21 protein-coding genes and 2 tRNA genes are annotated in these 17,507 nt (G+C 46.5%); 18 read left to right on the plus strand and 5 right to left on the minus strand.

Features of this window, described 5'->3' with window-relative positions:
• Positions 1 to 63: 63 nt before the first annotated feature.
• From ssaG to ssaU, 17 genes are all read left to right on the plus strand, one after another.
• Positions 64 to 279: a type III secretion system needle filament protein SsaG gene (gene ssaG, locus OLG56_RS10185; protein ID WP_000350226.1), complete on the plus strand. Its 216-nt coding sequence runs from the start codon at positions 64 to 66 to the stop codon at positions 277 to 279.
• Positions 257 to 547 carry an EscG/YscG/SsaH family type III secretion system needle protein co-chaperone gene (locus tag OLG56_RS10190; RefSeq protein ID WP_000444713.1) on the plus strand — a complete coding sequence of 97 codons (291 nt, stop codon included), beginning with the start codon at positions 257 to 259 and terminating at the stop codon, positions 545 to 547. The genes ssaG and OLG56_RS10190 overlap by 23 nt, the downstream gene beginning before the upstream one ends.
• A gap of 11 nt (positions 548 to 558) precedes the next feature.
• Positions 559 to 807 carry a SctI family type III secretion system inner rod subunit SsaI gene (ssaI, locus tag OLG56_RS10195; RefSeq protein WP_001562742.1) on the plus strand — a complete coding sequence of 83 codons (249 nt, stop codon included), beginning with the start codon at positions 559 to 561 and terminating at the stop codon, positions 805 to 807.
• Positions 804 to 1,553: an SPI-2 type III secretion system apparatus lipoprotein SsaJ gene (gene ssaJ, locus OLG56_RS10200; RefSeq protein WP_000862881.1), complete on the plus strand. Its 750-nt coding sequence runs from the start codon at positions 804 to 806 to the stop codon at positions 1,551 to 1,553. Before ssaI ends, ssaJ begins: the two co-directional genes overlap by 4 nt.
• Before the next feature lie 17 nt (positions 1,554 to 1,570).
• Positions 1,571 to 2,119, plus strand: a complete 549-nt coding sequence (locus OLG56_RS10205; RefSeq protein ID WP_001526945.1) for a type III secretion system domain-containing protein — start codon at positions 1,571 to 1,573, stop codon at positions 2,117 to 2,119.
• Entirely contained in the window at positions 2,116 to 2,790 is a 675-nt protein-coding gene (ssaK, locus tag OLG56_RS10210) for an SPI-2 type III secretion system apparatus protein SsaK (protein WP_000011207.1), read from the plus strand. Before OLG56_RS10205 ends, ssaK begins: the two co-directional genes overlap by 4 nt.
• The gene (gene ssaL / locus OLG56_RS10215) at positions 2,756 to 3,772 is read left to right on the plus strand and encodes an SPI-2 type III secretion system apparatus protein SsaL (RefSeq protein WP_000238886.1); all 1,017 of its coding nucleotides are present in this window, start codon (positions 2,756 to 2,758) and stop codon (positions 3,770 to 3,772) included. The genes ssaK and ssaL overlap by 35 nt, the downstream gene beginning before the upstream one ends.
• 57 nt (positions 3,773 to 3,829) lie before the next feature.
• Positions 3,830 to 4,198 (plus strand): SPI-2 type III secretion system apparatus protein SsaM, encoded by a 369-nt coding sequence (gene ssaM, locus OLG56_RS10220; protein ID WP_000383700.1) that lies wholly within the window; start codon positions 3,830 to 3,832, stop codon positions 4,196 to 4,198.
• Positions 4,183 to 6,228 (plus strand): SPI-2 type III secretion system apparatus protein SsaV, encoded by a 2,046-nt coding sequence (gene ssaV / locus OLG56_RS10225; RefSeq protein ID WP_079980981.1) that lies wholly within the window; start codon positions 4,183 to 4,185, stop codon positions 6,226 to 6,228. Before ssaM ends, ssaV begins: the two co-directional genes overlap by 16 nt.
• Complete coding sequence (gene ssaN, locus OLG56_RS10230; RefSeq protein ID WP_000787216.1) at positions 6,218 to 7,519, plus strand: SctN family type III secretion system ATPase SsaN; 1,302 nt, start codon at positions 6,218 to 6,220, stop codon at positions 7,517 to 7,519. Before ssaV ends, ssaN begins: the two co-directional genes overlap by 11 nt.
• A 2-nt stretch (positions 7,520 to 7,521) precedes the next feature.
• A complete protein-coding gene (ssaO, locus tag OLG56_RS10235; RefSeq protein WP_000449092.1) occupies positions 7,522 to 7,899 on the plus strand; it encodes an SPI-2 type III secretion system apparatus protein SsaO in 378 nt (125 codons plus the stop codon).
• Positions 7,880 to 8,254: an SPI-2 type III secretion system apparatus protein SsaP gene (gene ssaP / locus OLG56_RS10240; protein ID WP_001223304.1), complete on the plus strand. Its 375-nt coding sequence runs from the start codon at positions 7,880 to 7,882 to the stop codon at positions 8,252 to 8,254. Before ssaO ends, ssaP begins: the two co-directional genes overlap by 20 nt.
• Positions 8,235 to 9,203 carry an SPI-2 type III secretion system cytoplasmic ring protein SsaQ gene (gene ssaQ, locus OLG56_RS10245; RefSeq protein WP_061377348.1) on the plus strand — a complete coding sequence of 323 codons (969 nt, stop codon included), beginning with the start codon at positions 8,235 to 8,237 and terminating at the stop codon, positions 9,201 to 9,203. The genes ssaP and ssaQ overlap by 20 nt, the downstream gene beginning before the upstream one ends.
• Positions 9,204 to 9,270: 67 nt before the next feature.
• Complete coding sequence (gene ssaR, locus OLG56_RS10250) at positions 9,271 to 9,918, plus strand: SPI-2 type III secretion system export apparatus protein SsaR (RefSeq protein WP_061377347.1); 648 nt, start codon at positions 9,271 to 9,273, stop codon at positions 9,916 to 9,918.
• The gene (gene ssas, locus OLG56_RS10255; protein WP_000999982.1) at positions 9,915 to 10,181 is read left to right on the plus strand and encodes an SPI-2 type III secretion system apparatus protein SsaS; all 267 of its coding nucleotides are present in this window, start codon (positions 9,915 to 9,917) and stop codon (positions 10,179 to 10,181) included. The genes ssaR and ssas overlap by 4 nt, the downstream gene beginning before the upstream one ends.
• Positions 10,182 to 10,961 carry an SPI-2 type III secretion system apparatus protein SsaT gene (ssaT, locus tag OLG56_RS10260; protein ID WP_000068770.1) on the plus strand — a complete coding sequence of 260 codons (780 nt, stop codon included), beginning with the start codon at positions 10,182 to 10,184 and terminating at the stop codon, positions 10,959 to 10,961. It abuts the gene before it with no gap.
• Entirely contained in the window at positions 10,958 to 12,016 is a 1,059-nt protein-coding gene (gene ssaU, locus OLG56_RS10265) for an SPI-2 type III secretion system apparatus protein SsaU (protein ID WP_001291707.1), read from the plus strand. The genes ssaT and ssaU overlap by 4 nt, the downstream gene beginning before the upstream one ends.
• A gap of 167 nt (positions 12,017 to 12,183) precedes the next feature.
• On the opposite strand, the gene OLG56_RS10270 is transcribed toward ssaU, so the two are convergent.
• The 3 genes from OLG56_RS10270 to mdtK form a co-directional block, all read right to left on the minus strand.
• Positions 12,184 to 12,260: transfer RNA gene (locus tag OLG56_RS10270), tRNA-Val, on the minus strand.
• A 10-nt stretch (positions 12,261 to 12,270) separates the two neighbouring features.
• Positions 12,271 to 12,347, minus strand: a tRNA-Val gene (locus tag OLG56_RS10275).
• Positions 12,348 to 12,498: 151 nt separating this feature from the next.
• A complete protein-coding gene (gene mdtK / locus OLG56_RS10280) occupies positions 12,499 to 13,872 on the minus strand; it encodes a multidrug efflux MATE transporter MdtK (protein ID WP_001175081.1) in 1,374 nt (457 codons plus the stop codon).
• A 216-nt stretch (positions 13,873 to 14,088) separates the two neighbouring features.
• Between mdtK and OLG56_RS10285 the strand changes: the two genes are divergently transcribed.
• A complete protein-coding gene (locus OLG56_RS10285) occupies positions 14,089 to 14,730 on the plus strand; it encodes a riboflavin synthase (protein ID WP_000493971.1) in 642 nt (213 codons plus the stop codon).
• A gap of 41 nt (positions 14,731 to 14,771) precedes the next feature.
• Here the strand turns inward: OLG56_RS10285 and cfa are convergent, their stop codons facing one another.
• On the minus strand, positions 14,772 to 15,920 hold the full coding sequence (cfa, locus tag OLG56_RS10290; protein WP_000098879.1) for a cyclopropane fatty acyl phospholipid synthase: 1,149 nt from the start codon (positions 15,918 to 15,920) through the stop codon (positions 14,772 to 14,774).
• 289 nt (positions 15,921 to 16,209) lie between these two features.
• Positions 16,210 to 17,415, minus strand: coding sequence for a purine nucleoside transporter PunC (punC, locus tag OLG56_RS10295; RefSeq protein WP_001182317.1), 1,206 nt, complete (start codon positions 17,413 to 17,415; stop codon positions 16,210 to 16,212).
• Positions 17,416 to 17,507 lie beyond the last annotated feature (92 nt).

A 17,507-nucleotide genomic window follows, 5' to 3' on the forward strand; every position in this document is an offset into this window, starting at 1 on the left:
GATTTCTAAATTTTGCTATGTTGCCAGTATCCTTACGATGTATTTATTTTAAGGAAAAGCATTATGGATATTGCACAATTAGTGGATATGCTCTCCCACATGGCGCACCAGGCAGGTCAGGCCATTAATGACAAAATGAATGGTAATGATTTGCTCAACCCAGAATCGATGATTAAAGCGCAATTTGCCTTACAGCAGTATTCTACATTTATTAATTACGAAAGTTCACTGATCAAAATGATCAAGGATATGCTTAGTGGAATCATTGCTAAAATCTGAAGTTATTAGCGACGATGTTCGACGGTTGCTGCTGGAAATCATGTTTGCGGGCGTTAACCATAGCCTGATTTCCCAGGTACATGCGATGTTACCAGCGCTAACGGTTATTGTTCCGGATAAAAAATTACAGTTGGTATGTCTGGCATTATTGTTGGCGGGTTTAAATGAGCCGCTAAAAGCCGCGAAAATTTTATCGGATATTGATTTGCCAGAGGCTATGGCGCTGCGTCTGTTATTTCCTGCACCAAATGAGGGGTTTGAAAATTGAATATTTCTGATATGAGCGTAGTGCCTGTAAGCACTCAATCTTATGTAAAGTCCTCTGCAGAACCGAGCCAGGAGCAAATTAATTTTTTTGAACAATTGCTGAAAGATGATGCATCCACCAGTAACGCCAGTGCTTTATTACCGCAGGTTATGTTGACCAGACAAATGGATTATATGCAGTTAACGGTAGGCGTCGATTATCTTGCCAGAATATCAGGCGCAGCATCGCAAGCGCTTAATAAGCTGGATAGCATGACATGAAGGTTCATCGTATAGTATTTCTTACTGTCCTTACGTTCTTTCTTACGGCATGTGATGTGGATCTTTATCGCTCATTGCCAGAAGATGAGGCGAATCAAATGCTGGCATTACTTATGCAGCATCATATCGATGCGGAAAAAAAACAGGAAGAGGACGGTGTTACCTTACGTGTCGAGCAGTCGCAGTTTATTAACGCGGTTGAACTACTTAGACTTAACGGTTATCCGCATCGTCAGTTTACAACGGCGGATAAGATGTTTCCGGCTAATCAGTTAGTGGTATCACCCCAGGAAGAACAGCAGAAGATTAATTTTTTAAAAGAACAAAGAATTGAAGGAATGCTGAGTCAGATGGAGGGCGTAATTAATGCAAAAGTGACCATTGCGCTACCGACTTATGATGAGGGAAGTAACGCTTCTCCGAGCTCAGTTGCCGTATTTATAAAATATTCACCTCAGGTCAATATGGAGGCCTTTCGGGTAAAAATTAAAGATTTAATAGAAATGTCAATTCCTGGGTTGCAATACAGTAAGATTAGTATCTTGATGCAGCCTGCTGAATTCAGAATGGTACCTGATGTACCCGTGAAACAAACATTCTGGATTATGGACGTGATCAACGCCAATAAAGGGAAGGTGGAGAAGTGGTTGATGAAATACCCTTATCAGTTGATGTTATCGTTGACAGGACTGTTAATAGGAGTGGGCATCCTGATCGGCTATTTTTGCCTGAGGCGCCGTTTTTGAGCCGACCTGATCCCGAGGTGTTGCAACTTTATCGTTATTTCTGGCAACCTGCTCGTTACGCTGTACCGGAATGGCTTGATAAGCTGGGTTTTCATCTTTCAAACTGCTGGCGTTATGGCGATCGGCCCGAGTTGGATCGTCTTCTTGACAGAGCGTTAAATAGACTAAGGGGAAGCTCTGTTATTCCAGCCTGTTTAAATGACAGGCAAAAACGGCAGGTTCGTCTTGCGCCGCGTATATCGGCATTTGCCTTTGGGCTGGGATTATTCAAACTCAGGTGCAGTGACTATTTTATGCTACCAGAGTATCGGCAATTGCTTCTACAGTGGTTTAGCGAGGATGAGATCTGGCAGCTATATGGTTGGTTGGGGCAAAGAGATGGCAAATTACTTCCTCCGCAAGTGATGCAACAAACTGCATTGCAGATCGGTACCGCCATTCTTAATCGGGAAGCGCATGACGATGCGGTTTTACATGCGCTATTAGTATTATTACCCCCTCCGCAGCGTATACTTTGGCCGAAGACTTCTCTTACCGAGATTATCTTCATGGAGCATTTGCTATGAGTTTCACTTCACTTCCACTGACGGAAATTAACCATAAGCTACCCGCTCGAAATATTATTGAGTCACAGTGGATAACATTACAATTAACTTTATTTGCACAAGAGCAACAAGCTAAGAGAGTTTCACATGCTATTGTGAGCTCCGCTTACCGTAAGGCTGAAAAAATCATCCGAGACGCCTATCGTTATCAGCGTGAACAGAAAGTTGAGCAGCAACAAGAACTAGCGTGGTTGCGTAAAAATACGCTGGAAAAAATGGAAGTGGAATGGCTGGAACAGCATGTAAAACATTTACAAGACGATGAAAATCAATTTCGTTCATTGGTCGATCAAGCAGAGCATCATATTAAAAATAGTATAGAACAGGTTCTGTTGGCCTGGTTCGACCAACAGTCGGTAGACAGTGTTATGTGCCATCGTCTGGCACGCCAGGCTACGGCTATGGCGGAAGAGGGAGCGCTTTATTTGCGTATTCATCCTGAAAAAGAGGCATTGATGCGTGAAACTTTTGGCAAGCGGTTTACGTTGATTATCGAGTCTGGTTTCTCTCCCGATCAGGCTGAACTTTCCTCAACACGATATGCCGTTGAATTTTCACTTTCTCGTCATTTCAACGCGTTACTGAAATGGTTACGTAATGGTGAAGATAAAAGAGGTAGCGATGAATATTAAAATTAATGAGATAAAAATGACGCCCCCTACAGCATTTACCCCTGGCCAGGTTATAGAGGAACAAGAGGTTATTTCGCCTTCAATGTTAGCTCTCCAGGAGTTACAGGAAACGACGGGGGCAGCGCTCTATGAGACGATGGAAGAAATAGGAATGGCGCTGAGTGGTAAACTGCGCGAAAGTTATAAATTCACTGATGCTGAGAAACTGGAGCGCAGACAGCAGGCTTTGCTGCGTTTGATAAAACAAATACAGGAGGATAATGGAGCAACGTTGCGTCCGCTTACCGAAGAGAATAGTGATCCTGATTTACAGAATGCGTATCAAATTATCGCTCTTGCAATGGCGCTTACTGCCGGCGGGTTGTCAAAAAAGAAAAAACGCGATTTGCAATCGCAACTGGATACGCTTACAGCGGAGGAGGGATGGGAACTTGCCGTTTTTAGTTTACTGGAACTTGGCGAAGTGGATACCGCTACGCTGTCCTCGCTGAAGCGTTTTATGCAACAGGCGATAGACAACGATGAAATGCCCTTATCGCAGTGGTTCAGACGCGTGGCAGACTGGCCGGATCGCTGTGAACGGGTCCGTATTTTGCTAAGAGCGATAGCCTTTGAACTTAGCATATGCATCGAACCCTCGGAGCAAAGTCGTTTGGCCGCAGCATTAGTACGTTTGCGTCGTTTGTTGTTATTCCTTGGCCTTGAAAAAGAGTGCCAGCGTGAGGAGTGGATTTGCCAGTTGCCGCCTAATACATTACTGCCGCTACTACTCGATATTATTTGTGAGCGCTGGCTTTTCAGTGATTGGTTGCTTGATAGACTTACCGCTATAGTTTCTTCATCGAAGATGTTCAATCGGCTACTCCAACAACTTGATGCGCAGTTTATGCTGATACCCGATAACTGTTTTAACGACGAAGATCAACGTGAACAAATTCTCGAAACGCTTCGTGAAGTAAAGGTAAATCAGGTTTTATTCTGATACCTGGCTTTCAATATTTAGGTAAATTGGCGTTCTGGCTCATCATGAGGCGGCAGGATGGATTGGGATCTCATTACTGAACGTAATATTCAGCTTTTTATTCAATTAGCAGGATTGGCTGAACGGCCTTTAGCAACCAATATGTTCTGGCGGCAAGGACAATATGAAACCTATCTAAACTATCATAACGGTCGTATTCACTTATGTCAGATACTCAAGCAAACCTTCTTAGACGAAGATCTGCTTTTTAAAGCCTTAACTCACTGGAAACCTGCAGCGTTCCAGGGTATTCCTCAGCGATTATTTTTGTTGCGCGACGGGCTTGCAATGAGCTGTTCTCCTCCTCTTTCCAGCTCCGCCGAGCTCTGGTTACGATTACATCATCGACAAATAAAATTTCTGGAGTCGCAATGCGTTCATGGTTAGGTGAGGGAACCAGGGCGCAACAGTGGCTCAGTGTATGCGCGGGTCGGCAGGATATGGTTCTGGCGACGGTGTTATTAATCGCTATTGTGATGATGCTGTTACCTTTGCCGACCTGGATGGTTGATATCCTGATTACTATCAACCTTATGTTTTCAGTGATCCTGCTCTTAATTGCTATTTATCTTAGTGACCCTCTCGATTTATCGGTATTTCCGTCTTTATTACTTATTACTACATTATATCGTTTGTCACTCACAATCAGCACATCACGGCTGGTACTGTTACAACATAATGCCGGTAATATTGTGGATGCTTTCGGTAAGTTTGTCGTAGGAGGAAATCTCACCGTTGGGTTGGTCGTATTTACCATCATTACTATCGTGCAGTTTATTGTCATTACAAAAGGTATCGAGAGGGTGGCGGAAGTTAGCGCACGTTTCTCGCTTGATGGGATGCCAGGCAAACAAATGAGTATCGATGGCGATTTGCGTGCCGGAGTTATTGATGCAGACCATGCCCGTGCATTAAGACAGCACGTCCAGCAGGAAAGTCGTTTTCTCGGTGCGATGGACGGTGCGATGAAATTTGTTAAAGGCGATACGATTGCCGGTATTATTGTTGTTCTGGTGAACATTATCGGCGGTATTATTATCGCTATCGTACAATATGATATGTCGATGAGTGAGGCTGTTCACACTTATAGCGTACTGTCAATCGGAGATGGTTTATGTGGGCAAATTCCATCGCTGCTGATTTCCCTTAGCGCGGGAATTATTGTCACCCGTGTTCCGGGTGAGAAACGCCAGAACCTGGCGACAGAGTTGAGTTCTCAAATTGCCAGACAACCTCAGTCGCTAATATTAACCGCTGTGGTTTTAATGCTCCTCGCCTTAATTCCTGGCTTTCCTTTTATCACTCTCGCTTTCTTTTCAGCGTTGTTAGCATTGCCAATTATCCTCATTCGTCGCAAAAAGTCTGTGGTTTCCGCAAATGGCGTCGAAGCGCCGGAAAAAGATAGTATGGTTCCCGGCGCATGTCCTCTAATCTTACGTCTTACCCCGACGTTACATTCTGCCGACCTGATTCGTGATATTGACGCCATGAGATGGTTTTTATTTGAGGATACAGGCGTCCCTCTCCCTGAGGTGAATATTGAGGTTTTGCCTGAACCCACCGAAAAATTGACGGTACTGCTATATCAGGAACCCGTATTTAGTTTATCTATTCCCGCCCAGGCGGATTATTTATTGATAGGCGCGGACGCCAGTGTGGTGGGTGACAGCCAGACGTTACCGAACGGGATGGGGCAGATCTGCTGGCTTACAAAAGACATGGCCCATAAGGCGCAAGGTTTTGGACTGGACGTTTTCGCGGGCAGCCAACGTATCTCTGCCTTATTAAAATGTGTCCTGCTTCGGCATATGGGAGAGTTTATTGGTGTTCAGGAAACGCGTTATCTAATGAATGCGATGGAAAAAAACTACTCTGAGCTGGTGAAAGAACTTCAGCGCCAGTTACCCATTAATAAAATCGCTGAAACTCTGCAGCGGCTTGTATCAGAGCGGGTTTCTATTAGAGATTTACGTCTTATTTTCGGCACCTTAATTGACTGGGCGCCACGTGAAAAAGATGTCCTGATGTTGACAGAATATGTCCGTATCGCGCTTCGCCGTCATATTCTGCGTCGTCTTAATCCGGAAGGAAAACCGCTGCCGATTTTGCGGATCGGCGAAGGTATTGAGAACCTCGTGCGTGAATCCATTCGCCAGACGGCAATGGGGACCTATACTGCGCTGTCGTCTCGTCATAAGACGCAGATCCTGCAACTTATCGAGCAGGCGCTGAAGCAGTCAACCAAATTATTCATTGTCACTTCTGTCGACACCCGACGTTTCTTGCGAAAAATTACAGAAGCCACCTTGTTCGACGTACCGATTTTGTCATGGCAGGAATTAGGAGAGGAGAGCCTTATACAAGTAGTAGAAAGTATTGACCTTAGCGAAGAGGAGTTGGCGGACGATGAAGAATGAATTGATGCAACGTCTGAGGCTGAAATATCCGCCCCCCGATGGTTATTGTCGATGGGGCCGAATTCAGGATGTCAGCGCAACGTTGTTAAATGCGTGGTTGCCTGGGGTATTTATGGGAGAGTTGTGCTGTATAAAGCCTGGAGAAGAACTTGCTGAAGTCGTGGGGATTAATGGCAGCAAAGCTTTGCTATCTCCTTTTACGAGTACTATCGGACTTCACTGCGGGCAGCAAGTGATGGCCTTAAGGCGACGCCATCAGGTTCCCGTGGGCGAAGCGTTATTAGGGCGAGTCATTGATGGCTTTGGTCGTCCCCTTGATGGCCGCGAACTGCCCGACGTCTGCTGGAAAGACTATGATGCAATGCCTCCTCCCGCAATGGTTCGACAGCCTATCACTCAACCATTAATGACGGGGATTCGCGCTATTGATAGCGTTGCGACCTGTGGCGAAGGGCAACGAGTGGGTATTTTTTCTGCTCCTGGCGTGGGGAAAAGCACGCTTCTGGCGATGCTGTGTAATGCTCCAGACGCAGACAGCAATGTTCTGGTGTTAATTGGTGAACGTGGACGAGAAGTCCGCGAGTTCATCGATTTTACACTGTCTGAAGAGACCCGAAAACGTTGTGTCATTGTTGTCGCAACTTCTGACAGACCCGCCTTAGAGCGCGTGAGGGCGCTGTTTGTGGCCACCACGATAGCAGAATTTTTTCGCGATAATGGAAAGCGAGTCGTCTTGCTTGCCGACTCACTGACGCGTTATGCCAGGGCCGCACGGGAAATCGCTCTGGCCGCCGGAGAGACCGCGGTTTCTGGAGAATATCCGCCAGGCGTATTTAGTGCATTGCCACGACTTTTAGAACGTACAGGAATGGGAGAAAAAGGCAGTATTACCGCATTTTATACGGTACTGGTGGAAGGCGATGATATGAATGAGCCGTTGGCGGATGAGGTCCGTTCACTGCTTGATGGACATATTGTGCTATCCCGACGGCTTGCAGAGAGGGGGCATTATCCTGCCATTGACGTGTTGGCAACGCTCAGCCGCGTTTTTCCAGTCGTTACCAGCCATGAGCATCGTCAACTGGCGGCGATATTGCGACGGCGCCTGGCGCTTTACCAGGAGGTTGAACTGTTAATACGCATTGGGGAATACCAGCGAGGAGTTGATACTGATACTGACAAAGCCATTGATACCTATCCGGATATTTGCACATTTTTGCGACAAAGTAAGGATGAAGTATGCGGACCCGAGCTACTTATAGAAAAATTACACCAAATACTCACCGAGTGATCATGGAAACTTTGCTGGAGATAATCGCGCGGCGTGAAAAGCAATTACGCGGCAAACTTACCGTACTTGATCAGCAGCAACAGGCGATTATTACGGAACAGCAGATTTGCCAGACGCGCGCTTTAGCAGTGACTACCAGACTGAAAGAATTAATGGGCTGGCAAGGTACGTTATCTTGTCATTTATTGTTGGATAAGAAACAACAAATGGCCGGGCTATTCACTCAGGCGCAGAGCTTTTTGACGCAACGGCAGCAGTTAGAAAATCAGTATCAGCAGCTTGTCTCCCGGCGAAGCGAATTACAGAAGAATTTTAATGCGCTTATGAAAAAGAAAGAAAAAATTACTATGGTATTAAGCGATGCGTATTACCAAAGTTGAGGGAAGTCTTGGGTTGCCATGCCAGTCTTATCAGGATGATAACGAGGCGGAGGCGGAACGTATGGACTTTGAACAACTCATGCACCAGGCATTACCCATTGGTGAGAATAATCCTCCTGCAGCATTGAATAAGAACGTGGTTTTCACGCAACGTTATCGTGTTAGTGGCGGTTATCTTGACGGTGTAGAGTGTGAAGTATGTGAATCAGGGGGGCTAATCCAGTTAAGAATCAATGTCCCTCATCATGAAATTTACCGTTCGATGAAAGCGCTAAAGCAGTGGCTGGAGTCTCAGTTGCTGCATATGGGGTATATAATTTCCCTGGAGATATTCTATGTTAAGAATAGCGAATGAAGAGCGTCCGTGGGTGGAGATACTTCCAACGCAAGGCGCTACCATTGGTGAGCTGACATTGAGTATGCAACAATATCCAGTACAGCAAGGGACATTATTTACCATAAATTATCATAATGAGCTGGGTAGGGTGTGGATTGCAGAACAATGCTGGCAGCGCTGGTGTGAAGGGTTAATTGGCACCGCTAATCGATCGGCTATCGATCCTGAATTGCTATATGGAATAGCTGAATGGGGGCTGGCGCCGTTATTGCAAGCCAGTGATGCCACCCTCTGTCAGAACGAACCGCCAACATCCTGCAGTAATCTACCACATCAGCTAGCGTTGCATATTAAATGGATAGTTGAAGAGCATGAGTTCCATAGCATTATTTTTACATGGCCAACGGGTTTTTTGCGCAATATAGTCGGAGAGCTTTCTGCTGAGCGTCAACAGATTTATCCTGCTCCTCCTATTGTAGTCCCTGTATATTTAGGCTGGTGCCAGCTTACATTAATTGAACTTGAGTCTATCGAAATCGGCATGGGCGTTCGGATTCATTGCTTTGGCGACATCAGACTCGGTTTTTTTGCTATTCAACTACCAGGGGGGATCTACGCAAGGGTATTGCTGACAGAGGATAACACGATGAAATTTGACGAATTAGTCCAGGATATCGAAACGCTACTTGCGTCAGGGAGCCCAATGTCAAAGAGTGACGGAACGTCTTCAGTCGAACTTGAGCAGATACCACAACAGGTGCTCTTTGAGATCGGACGTGCGAGTCTGGAAATTGGACAATTACGGCAACTTAAAACGGGGGACGTTTTGCCTGTAGGTGGATGTTTTGCGCCAGAGGTGACGATAAGAGTAAATGACCGTATTATTGGGCAAGGTGAGTTGATTGCCTGTGGCAATGAATTTATGGTGCGTATTACACGTTGGTATCTTTGCAAAAATACAGCGTAAACCTGATAAGAAAAATAATATGCGAACAATATAATAGCGTTCCAGGTCGTGTCATGAGAGATACAGTATGTCTTTACCCGATTCGCCTTTGCAACTGATTGGTATATTGTTTCTGCTTTCAATACTGCCTCTCATTATCGTCATGGGAACCTCTTTCCTTAAACTGGCGGTGGTATTTTCGATTTTACGAAATGCTCTGGGTATTCAACAAGTTCCCCCAAATATCGCACTGTATGGCCTCTCGCTTGTACTTTCCTTATTCATTATGGGGCCGACGCTATTAGCTGTAAAAGAGCGCTGGCATCCGGTTCAGGTCGCTGGCGCTCCTTTCTGGACGTCGGAGTGGGACAGTAAAGCATTAGCGCCTTATCGACAGTTTTTGCAAAAAAACTCTGAAGAAAAGGAAGCCAATTATTTTCGGAATTTGATAAAACGAACCTGGCCTGAAGACATAAAAAGAAAGATAAAACCTGATTCTTTGCTCATATTAATTCCGGCATTTACGGTGAGTCAGTTAACGCAGGCGTTTCGGATTGGATTACTTATTTATCTTCCCTTTCTGGCTATTGACCTGCTTATTTCAAATATACTGCTGGCTATGGGGATGATGATGGTGTCGCCGATGACCATTTCATTGCCGTTTAAGCTGCTAATATTTTTACTGGCAGGCGGTTGGGATCTGACACTGGCGCAATTGGTACAGAGCTTTTCATGAATGATTCTGAATTGACGCAATTTGTAACGCAACTTTTATGGATCGTCCTGTTTACGTCTATGCCGGTGGTGTTGGTGGCATCGGTAGTTGGTGTCATCGTAAGCCTTGTTCAGGCCTTGACTCAAATACAGGACCAAACGCTACAGTTCATGATTAAATTATTGGCAATTGCAATAACCTTAATGGTCAGCTACCCATGGCTTAGCGGTATCCTGTTGAATTATACCCGGCAGATAATGTTACGAATTGGAGAGCATGGTTGAATGGCACAACAGGTAAATGAGTGGCTTATTGCATTGGCTGTGGCTTTTATTCGACCATTGAGCCTCTCTTTATTACTTCCCCTATTAAAAAGTGGCAGTTTAGGGTCCGCGCTTTTACGTAATGGCGTGCTTATGTCACTTACCTTTCCCATATTACCAATCATTTACCAGCAGAAGATTATGATGCATATTGGTAAAGATTACAGTTGGTTAGGGTTAGTCACCGGAGAGGTGATTATTGGTTTTTTAATTGGGTTTTGTGCGGCGGTTCCCTTTTGGGCCGTTGATATGGCGGGGTTTCTGCTTGATACTTTACGTGGCGCGACAATGGGTACGATATTCAATTCTACAATGGAAGCTGAAACCTCACTTTTTGGCTTGCTTTTCAGCCAGTTTTTGTGTGTTATTTTCTTTATAAGCGGCGGCATGGAGTTTATATTAAACATTCTGTATGAGTCATACCAATATTTACCACCGGGGCGTACTTTATTATTTGATCGGCAATTTTTAAAATATATCCAGGCAGAGTGGAGAACACTTTATCAATTATGCATCAGTTTTTCTGTTCCTGCCATAATATGTATGGTATTAGCCGATCTGGCTTTAGGTCTTTTAAATCGGTCGGCACAACAATTGAATGTATTTTTCTTCTCAATGCCGCTCAAAAGTATATTAGTTTTACTAACGCTCCTGATCTCATTCCCTTATGCTCTTCATCACTATTTGGTTGAAAGCGATAAATTTTATATTTATCTGAAAGACTGGTTCCCATCTGTATGAGCGAGAAAACAGAACAGCCTACAGAAAAGAAATTACGTGATGGCCGTAAGGAAGGGCAGGTCGTCAAAAGTATTGAAATAACATCATTATTTCAGCTGATTGCGCTTTATTTGTATTTTCATTTCTTTACTGAAAAGATGATTTTGATACTGATTGCGTCAATAACTTTCACATTACAATTAGTAAATAAGCCATTTTCTTATGCATTAACGCAATTGACTCATGCTTTGATAGAGTCATTGACTTCTGCACTGCTGTTTCTGGGCGCAGGGGTAATAGTTGCTACTGTGGGTAGCGTGTTTCTTCAGGTGGGGGTGGTTATTGCCAGCAAGGCCATTGGTTTTAAAAGCGAGCATATAAATCCGGTAAGTAATTTTAAGCAGATATTCTCTTTACATAGCGTAGTGGAATTATGTAAATCCAGCCTAAAAGTTATCATGCTATCTCTTATCTTTGCCTTTTTCTTTTATTATTATGCCAGTACTTTTCGGGCACTACCGTACTGTGGGTTAGCCTGTGGCCTGCTTGTAGTTTCTTCTTTAATAAAATGGTTATGGGTAGGGGTGATGGCTTTTTATATCGTCGTTGGCATACTGGACTATTCTTTTCAATATTATAAGATTAGAAAAGATCTAAAAATGAGTAAAGATGACGTAAAACAGGAGCATAAAGATCTGGAGGGAGACCCTCAAATGAAGACACGGCGTCGGGAAATGCAGAGTGAAATACAAAGTGGGAGTTTAGCTCAATCTGTTAAACAATCTGTTGCGGTAGTGCGTAATCCAACGCATATTGCGGTTTGTCTTGGCTATCATCCCACCGATATGCCAATACCACGCGTTCTGGAAAAAGGTAGTGATGCTCAAGCTAACTATATTGTTAACATCGCTGAACGCAACTGCATCCCCGTTGTTGAAAATGTTGAGCTGGCCCGCTCATTATTTTTTGAAGTGGAACGTGGAGATAAAATTCCTGAAACGTTATTTGAACCCGTTGCAGCCTTGTTACGTATGGTGATGAAGATAGATTATGCGCATTCTACCGAAACACCATAAATGCCTTTGGTATGCTTCTTCAGGCCACTGCGAAGGTTAAGAGGGTAATAGCGTATAGAGCAGCGCGTTGATTTGTTTGACGATAAAGATGAGAGACTGAAAATAATCGCTTTTAGCCTGACACAAGCACCAGATAGCGTATTATAAAATTAAACAAGATAATGGATTGGTGCGTCTGAATGGACTCGAACCATCGACCCCCACCATGTCAAGGTGGTGCTCTAACCAACTGAGCTACAGACGCATTAAAATGATGGTGCGTTCAATTGGACTCGAACCAACGACCCCCACCATGTCAAGGTGGTGCTCTAACCAACTGAGCTATGAACGCAACGTTGTAGGTGACAACGGGGACGAATATTAGCGTCACAACTGCAATGAGGCAAGAGGGAAATCGCAATTTTCTTCCTGAAATCACCTGATTGCGGTGGAAATATGCAACATGTCGAGAAAATAGCCGCCATGCGACGGCTATCGTCGTATTATCGCGCAGCGCGCTGCAAAATGATGGCGGACGGCTGACGTTGTAGATAGCGCATCCGTAGCATCATTAACACCGCCGCCGAGGTCAGGCCGATGATGAACCCCATCCAGAAGCCTGCCGGTCCCATACGATCCACCACCAGATCCGTTAACGCCAGGATATAACCGCTGGGTAAACCTAACACCCAGTAGGCGGTAAAGGTGATAAAAAAGATGGAACGCGTATCTTTATAACCGCGCAGAATACCGCTGCCGATCACCTGTATAGAGTCGGAAATCTGGTAAACCGCAGCGAGCAGCATTAATTGCGCGGCAAGCGCCACGACCTCAGGGTTGTCATTGTAGAGCAAAGCAATATGCTTACGCAGAGTAACGGTAAAGATCGCGGTAACCACAGCCATACAAATGCCGACACCTAAACCGGTGCGCGCTGCGGTTTGCGCATCCAGCGTCGAGCCCTGGCCCAGACGATAACCCACTCGAATCGTTACCGCCGCAGCCAGCGACATCGGCAGTACGAACATCAGCGAGCTAAAGTTAAGCGCAATCTGATGACCCGCGACATCCACAATACCTAATGGCGAAACCAGCAGCGCAACGACCGCAAACAACGTCACTTCAAAGAACAGCGCCAGCGCAATCGGCAACCCCAGTTGAATCAGGCGCTTCATGACGACGCTATCGGGTTTGCCAAAGCCTGTTTCATTACGAATATCACGCATTGAACGCGCGTGTTTAATGTAAGAAAGCATGGCGATAAACATCACCCAATAGACCGCCGCGGTCGCAACGCCGCAGCCGATACCGCCGAGTTCAGGCATACCAAAATGGCCATAGATAAAAATATAGTTCACCGGAATATTCACCAGCAGGCCCAAAAATCCCATCACCATACCCGGTTTGGTTTTGGCAAGACCTTCGCACTGGTTTCGCGCTACCTGAAAGAAAAGGTATCCTGGCGCGCCCCACAGTAGCGCGCGAAGATAACCCACGGCTTTATCGGCCAGCGCCGGATCAATATTATGCATAGAGCGGATAATGTATCCGGCATTCCACAGGACGATCATCACCAGCACGGAGACAAAGCCCGCCAGCCAGAACCCTTGTCGAACCTGATGCGCGATACGCTCACGACGGCCGGAGCCATTGAGTTGCGCAATCACAGGCGTCAAGGCCAGCAGTAAGCCGTGACCAAACAAAATGGCGGGAAGCCAGATAGAGGTGCCGATAGCGACGGCAGCCATGTCCGTAGCGCTATAGCCTCCTGCCATGACGGTATCGACGAATCCCATTGCGGTCTGTGCCACTTGCGCAAGGATCACCGGTATCGCTAACGCTAATAACTGACGCGCTTCACTGGTATACTTCTGCACGTATTCACCTTTTATTTTGTTGTTATATGAAAGACTAAAAAGCCGCCGTAGTGGCAGCCAAAAGAAATAGCAGGGGAAATTTCAGTCTATTGTAGCGGGGTATTACTATTTCTCCAGCGAAAAAACAGTTGTTAACGGCGCATTGCTGGCAAGCTGTTTTTCCACCTGCTATTGTGCTGAACAGTTCTGCTTTTATTTATTTCAGGAGTTGAAGATATGTTTACGGGGATCGTACAGGGTACCGCGAAACTGGTATCGATTGATGAAAAACCCAACTTTCGCACCCATGTGGTGACGTTACCGGACTACATGCTGGAGGGGCTGGAGACGGGGGCGTCGGTAGCGCATAACGGATGCTGTTTGACGGTGACTGAAATAAACGGCAACCAGATAAGCTTTGATCTGATGAAAGAAACGTTGCGCATCACCAATCTGGGCGCGTTGAGGGTAGGTGATGAGGTCAACGTAGAGCGCGCCGCCAAATTCAGCGATGAAATCGGTGGTCATCTGATGTCAGGGCATATTATTACGACGGCGGAGATCGCGAAAATCCTGACCTCCGAAAATAACCATCAGGTGTGGTTTAAAGTGCAGGATGCGTCCCTGATGAAGTATATCCTGTATAAAGGCTTTATCGGCGTCGACGGCATCAGTTTGACCGTCGGCGAGGTAACGCCAACGCGCTTCTGCGTGCATCTCATTCCGGAAACGCTGGAACGTACTACGCTTGGCAGAAAAAAACTGGGTGAGCGTGTGAATATCGAGATCGATCCGCAAACGCAGGCGGTTGTTGATACCGTAGAACGCGTACTGGCTGCACGAGAAAATGCGGTCAGAAATCAGGCCGACATTGGCTAACGGAAAATAAGATTCCCCCGCATGAAATGCGGGGGAGATGATTAGCGAGGAACGCGCAGACCGTTTTCAACGCCGCGCGTAAATACCACCTGCCAAAGCTGGATATCACGCGCGCGAAACGCACCCGCGCAGGCGTTGAGATAATAGCTGAACATACGTTTAAAGCGCTCGTTATAATTGCCCGCAATCTCTGGCCAGGCATTGATAAAGCGCTCATGCCACGCCATCAGAGTCGTGTCATAGTCGGCGCCAAAGTTATGCCAGTCTTCCATTACAAAGTGTGATTCGCTGGCCTCGGCGATTTGACGAACAGACGGCAAACAACCGTTGGGGAAAATATACTTATTGATCCACGGATCGACATTATGATCGGTTTTTTTAGAACCAATAGTATGGAGCAGGAAGAGACCATCCGGTTTTAAATTCCTGTCAACAACCTCAAAATAGGTGTTGTAGTTTTTTGGCCCGACATGTTCGAACATACCGACGGAGACGATTCGGTCAAACTGATCGTTAAGGTCGCGATAATCTTCCAGGAGAATGGAGACATCCAGACCTTCGCAACGCGTCTGCGCCATTTTTTGTTGTTCAGCGGAGATCGTTACGCCCACCACGCTAACGCCATAATGGGTCGCCATATATTGCGACAGGCCGCCCCAGCCGCAGCCGATATCCAGCACACGCATCCCGGGTTGTAGCTGTAGCTTTTCGCAAATTAATTTCAGCTTGGCTTGCTGTGCCGCTTCCAGCGTATCGGCATCTTTCCAGTAGGCGCAAGAATATTGCATATAGGGATCGAGCATACGGGAAAAAAGGTCATTACCAAGATCGTAATGTTCCTTGCCGACAATCCAGGCGCGTTTTTTACTTTGTAGATTAATCAGACGCGCGCCGAGGATACGGAGCGTATCTTTAACATGGTGGGGGAGTTGATTTTCAAGACCGGCACGTAAGACTTTGCTGAAGAAAATATCCAGACGCTCGCATTCCCACCAGCCATCCATGTAACTCTCACCTAACCCCAACGATCCTTCCTGAAGGACGCGTTTAAAAAAATCGGGATTCTTAACACGAATGTCAGACGGGGCGGAACCATTAATTGTAATATCCGCGCGACTTAACAATTCGTTGGCGATTCGGTACCAGTTATCATCCGGTACGCTGACTTCTTCTATACACGATGAACTCATAGTTTCTCCATCACTGGACGGTGATCAGAACCTTAAAACAGCGTAGACGCTTTTTTGGCTTTGTGAGAAATCCCACGGGCAATTCCGTGAGCCAGTTATCCGACGTAGAACAGAGGAAGGGAGGAACCCTTGCCGAAAAGGCCATCCATGGTGAATCGGGAACGCTCCGGTTCCCGTTAATGCCTAATAATTATCGTAATATAAACAACCGTGAATCAGTATAGGCCGCAATTTTTGATGATTCAACCGAAAATTGTTAGCGTGCTAATTACCAGCGGTTAACAGGCTTTTAGTGAGACTTGTCGTGGGCGACATTGGCATGGTGAAATTCGGCCTCAGCGCACTCTGCATGAGACTGCATTTTGTAACCTAACGCCGCCAGAACAACGGTAGAGAGCATTACGCTGGTGGTGGTCAACAGCGGCGTGCTGATGAGCCATGAAACCACCAGGCTTGCCAGGAAACATAACCCCAGTTGCAGCGTATTTTGTAGCGCCGCAGCGCGCCCCGTGGCTTGAGGGAAAGGGCGTAACGCTTGCGCGACGACGATAGGGTAGATGGCGCCATTAGCAATCGCCATTACGCAGAAAGGAATCAGGATCTCCACCAGTGAGGCATTATTCAGAAGGCCCGCTCCCCAGGTGGCGATAACGCTCAGCGCGTACAGCCCTAACAGCCACGGAAGCAATTGGTAGCCCTGCCATTTTTGTAGCGCCGCGCGGCAACCATATCCGCCAATCAGAAAAGCGATGGTTTGCGGAACATAGCTTAGGCCAATCACTGCCGGGCTGTAACCCATCGCGCTGAGAATAAACGGGGATCCTGTTAGCCACGCAAAAAAGCTGGCGGAACAGGCGGCATAAATCAGCACATTACCGCGATAGGTTTTAGAGCGTAACAACGTCGCGAAAGTGAGTTTATCCTGTCCTTCGGTACGCGCTTTTACCGATGGTTTTAAGCGCAGCGCCGGCAACATCAGCAACAACGTAATCACGAACAGGGTGGCGAAAATCGCCTGCCATGAGAAATGCGTCAGTATCCAGCTTCCCAGTAAGGGCGCAAGCGCCGGGGATAATCCCACCAGTGGCATGATCGTGGCGAAGATACGGTTAATTTTTTGCGAAGGATAATAATCGGTCACCAGCGCTTGCCAGATTACCGTTGCCGCGCAAACGCCGACGGCCTGCACAAAGCGCAGCGTCAGCAGTGCTGCCGCGCTTTCTACCCACAGCATCCCCAGACTTCCGAGTGCAAAGATAGATAACCCCAGCAGTAAAATCGGTTTACGGCCATAACGATCCGATAGCGGTCCCCAGAGGAGTTGCGCGACGGCAAAGCCAGCTAAAAACAGGCTGAGGCTGGCGCTGACCGCGGCGGCAGGCGTTTGTAAATCCGCCTGTATGGCGGCAAACGCGGGCAGGTACATGTCCGTAGCCAGAAACCCCAGCACGCTAAGGCCGGCTAACCAGACTAAAAAACCTTTTCCAGGTTGCATATTTGTTTCTCTTTCTTATCAGACAGACATTGTCGCAGAGTGTAGGGAGTGAAATTACGGTTGTGAAACGTTAATATTTGTCCAGTGAATTC

Origin of the sequence: Salmonella sp. 2018103, assembly GCF_026247685.1 — a bacterium.
Taxonomy (GTDB): Bacteria; Pseudomonadota; Gammaproteobacteria; order Enterobacterales; family Enterobacteriaceae; genus Salmonella; species Salmonella enterica.

What these genes read in the sequence shown, in the direction of transcription:
- ssaG (WP_000350226.1), top strand. Translation starts at nt 64, where the DNA reads ATGGATATTGCACAATTAGTGGATATGCTCTCCCACATGGCGCACCAG.
- ssaI (WP_001562742.1), top strand. Translation starts at nt 559, where the DNA reads ATGAGCGTAGTGCCTGTAAGCACTCAATCTTATGTAAAGTCCTCTGCA.
- ssaJ (WP_000862881.1), top strand. Translation starts at nt 804, where the DNA reads ATGAAGGTTCATCGTATAGTATTTCTTACTGTCCTTACGTTCTTTCTT.
- ssaK (WP_000011207.1), top strand. Translation starts at nt 2,116, where the DNA reads ATGAGTTTCACTTCACTTCCACTGACGGAAATTAACCATAAGCTACCC.
- ssaL (WP_000238886.1), top strand. Translation starts at nt 2,756, where the DNA reads ATGGTGAAGATAAAAGAGGTAGCGATGAATATTAAAATTAATGAGATA.
- ssaM (WP_000383700.1), top strand. Translation starts at nt 3,830, where the DNA reads ATGGATTGGGATCTCATTACTGAACGTAATATTCAGCTTTTTATTCAA.
- ssaV (WP_079980981.1), top strand. Translation starts at nt 4,183, where the DNA reads ATGCGTTCATGGTTAGGTGAGGGAACCAGGGCGCAACAGTGGCTCAGT.
- ssaN (WP_000787216.1), top strand. Translation starts at nt 6,218, where the DNA reads ATGAAGAATGAATTGATGCAACGTCTGAGGCTGAAATATCCGCCCCCC.
- ssaO (WP_000449092.1), top strand. Translation starts at nt 7,522, where the DNA reads ATGGAAACTTTGCTGGAGATAATCGCGCGGCGTGAAAAGCAATTACGC.
- ssaP (WP_001223304.1), top strand. Translation starts at nt 7,880, where the DNA reads ATGCGTATTACCAAAGTTGAGGGAAGTCTTGGGTTGCCATGCCAGTCT.
- ssaQ (WP_061377348.1), top strand. Translation starts at nt 8,235, where the DNA reads ATGTTAAGAATAGCGAATGAAGAGCGTCCGTGGGTGGAGATACTTCCA.
- ssaR (WP_061377347.1), top strand. Translation starts at nt 9,271, where the DNA reads ATGTCTTTACCCGATTCGCCTTTGCAACTGATTGGTATATTGTTTCTG.
- ssas (WP_000999982.1), top strand. Translation starts at nt 9,915, where the DNA reads ATGAATGATTCTGAATTGACGCAATTTGTAACGCAACTTTTATGGATC.
- ssaT (WP_000068770.1), top strand. Translation starts at nt 10,182, where the DNA reads ATGGCACAACAGGTAAATGAGTGGCTTATTGCATTGGCTGTGGCTTTT.
- ssaU (WP_001291707.1), top strand. Translation starts at nt 10,958, where the DNA reads ATGAGCGAGAAAACAGAACAGCCTACAGAAAAGAAATTACGTGATGGC.
- OLG56_RS10285 (WP_000493971.1), top strand. Translation starts at nt 14,089, where the DNA reads ATGTTTACGGGGATCGTACAGGGTACCGCGAAACTGGTATCGATTGAT.
- cfa (WP_000098879.1), bottom strand. Translation starts at nt 15,920, where the DNA reads ATGAGTTCATCGTGTATAGAAGAAGTCAGCGTACCGGATGATAACTGG.
- punC (WP_001182317.1), bottom strand. Translation starts at nt 17,415, where the DNA reads ATGCAACCTGGAAAAGGTTTTTTAGTCTGGTTAGCCGGCCTTAGCGTG.